The sequence below is a fragment of the Deinococcus sp. genome (assembly GCF_025362455.1).
GTDB lineage: Bacteria > Deinococcota > Deinococci > Deinococcales > Deinococcaceae > Deinococcus.
The window spans coordinates 1-2,061 of sequence record NZ_JANYGJ010000006.1 but is presented as its reverse complement, the minus strand read 5'-3'; the positions used below and the strand labels follow the sequence as shown (position 1 = coordinate 2,061).

2 protein-coding genes and 1 pseudogene are annotated in these 2,061 nt (G+C 58.9%); 1 reads left to right on the top strand and 2 read right to left on the bottom strand.

Features of this window, described 5'->3' with window-relative positions:
• Positions 1-930, bottom strand: a protein-coding gene (locus Q0R23_RS00305; RefSeq protein WP_293909069.1) for an IS630 family transposase whose coding sequence is annotated in 2 segments (ribosomal slippage) — positions 1-575 and positions 577-930 — 929 coding nt annotated over the 2 segments. Because the reading frame shifts where the segments join, the coding sequence is not laid out codon by codon here. This gene is flagged as partial in the annotation.
• A gap of 156 nt (positions 931-1,086) precedes the next feature.
• On the opposite strand from Q0R23_RS00305, the gene Q0R23_RS00300 reads away from it, so the two are divergent.
• Complete coding sequence (locus tag Q0R23_RS00300; RefSeq protein ID WP_293909067.1) at positions 1,087-1,671, top strand: hypothetical protein; 585 nt, start codon at positions 1,087-1,089, stop codon at positions 1,669-1,671.
• A 35-nt stretch (positions 1,672-1,706) separates the two neighbouring features.
• Here Q0R23_RS00300 and Q0R23_RS00295 read toward each other — a convergent pair.
• Positions 1,707-2,061: pseudogene (locus Q0R23_RS00295) on the bottom strand (phosphohydrolase); the annotation flags it as partial.

Below are 2,061 nucleotides of genomic sequence, written 5' to 3'. Positions count from 1 at the left end.
CCGAACCAGCCGAGGACATCCTGAACTGTTACGGCATCAAGGGCCTTCCCAATAGCACTCCAGAGCGATGGCAGGTCGCGCCACCGCCCAGCCCTGACCAACGCCTTGATCTTCGAGAAGAGCATTTCGATTGGATTGAAGTCTGGACTATAGGGCGGGAGGTGAATCAGGGAGCAGCCCCGTTCTTCGATCAAGTCTCTGACCTCATCTCTGTGATGGGCAGATAGATTATCGAGGAAAACGCTGTCTCCTGGCTCGAGGGTAGGGCACAGGATATGTTCGACGTACCAGACAAAGGCATCTCCGTTAACAGCGCCTTCGAAGACGAAGGCTGCCGCTGGGCCAGAAAGTTGCAGAGCGCAGATGAGCGTCTGATTCTTCCCCTGGTTTCTCGGAATGCGGTCAACTGCGCGCTCACTTTTGTGAGCGCGTGCGTACCTTCTGGCCATAGCAATGTTGAATGAGGTCTCATCAACAAACTTCATCGTTGAGATGCTATTTAATATCGGCGAAATCTCGTTCAGGAAAGCAATTCTCAGGTCTTCATTTTGCTCACTGGCGAAGACCGTTTTTTTTAAACGTGATGTCATGTCGAGCAAAGAGACGATGGATCGTCGTACGGGAGGTGACAAATCCCAAAGACTCGAACAGCATTTCGGCATGTTCTTTCAACGTGGCATCAGGAAACTCTTTGAGTTGATTCAGAACTTGAGCTTCGTGTTTGTCTGAGAGTAATCGAGGTCTTCCCGTCGGCTTTCCAGTCTGATCCAATGTGCCCAGTTTCGCCTTGACCAGATAGGCCCGAATGGTTTCGTGATGCACTTCAAACTTCCGAGCGACGTTATCGATATTTTCGCCGTTCTGGACGGCTTTGACGATGCGTTCTCTCAGCTCGATACCGTAGCCCCTGGCGCCCACAATCGTTCGCATGTACTTATTATGCCACTTGCTTTAAAGCAGTACTCCGAATTACGCCACGGGGAAAACAGCCTCCCCGCGCCTCCATTCTGCGCCTTGCTCCGTCAACACTACTCGCTTTGCTCGGTCATAAAAAGGGTCTTTTTATGACATCTGCTCTATGCGGTCATGGGCGGCTTCGTGCTGCTGCTGTGGAGCATGAATTTCCTGGCCGCCGCGCTACTCGGCTTTCAGAAGTTGCCGAATAAGCTCCTGGCCCACAGCATCCGCCTGGGCCTGGTGCTGACCCTGCTCGGCAGCAGCATCGGCGGGCTGATGACGGCGCCGACCTCCGCCCAGGTGGCGGGCTTCAAGACTGCCGCGCCCAGCGTGATCGGTGCTCATACCGTCGGCGGGGTAGACGGTGGCCCCGGCCTGCCCTTTCTCGGCTGGAGCACCGCCCACGGCGATCTGCGCGTGCCGCACTTTGTCGGCCTGCACGCCTTGCAGATGCTGCCGTTGCTGTTTTTACTGCTGAACATTCTGGGTGCTCGCTTCGGCTGGAGCGAGCCTCAGCGCCTGCGACTGCTGTGGACCGGCGCTGCAAGCTACCTGGGCCTCATCGGCCTGCTGCTGTGGCAGGCCCTGCGCGGCCAGAGCGTCGTGGCGCCGGATCGTCTGACTGTGGGCGTCTTTGCCGGGCTGCTGGCGGTGGCGGGGCTGGCGGCTGTGATGACGCTGCGCTCACCGGGAGCGTCCAGGCGGGCACTGTAGAGCCTCAGATTCACCTGCTTGCCGGGGCAGCCGGTCTATATACCGTTCTCCGGCTCATCCAGCGCGGCCACCGCCTCTGCCAGATGCCGCCGCGCCGTGGGTTCCAGGTCCGAGAACTCTGGCGTGGTGTAGATTCCTTCCCGCGCCAGAAACTGCTTCAGCACCGCCCGGCGCCCGGTCCGGTAATCGGCCCAGGGCACGAAGTTGTACTCCTGGCGGATATCCCGCTCGTACTGCCAGAAGTCCTCATCGGAGGCGCCGAAGACGGCCAGGTCGGCGTCCACGAGGAGGCAAGCACAGCGGCTCGTGGGTGGCTGGTCGTGCTTCGTCGCCAGGATCAGCCCCGTGACTTCTTGCTGCAATTCGTCTGGGAGACCCTGCGCCGCCAGC

Coding starts and splice junctions, on each gene's coding strand:
- Q0R23_RS00300 (WP_293909067.1), top strand. CDS start 1,087: ATGGGCGGCTTCGTGCTGCTGCTGTGGAGCATGAATTTCCTGGCCGCC.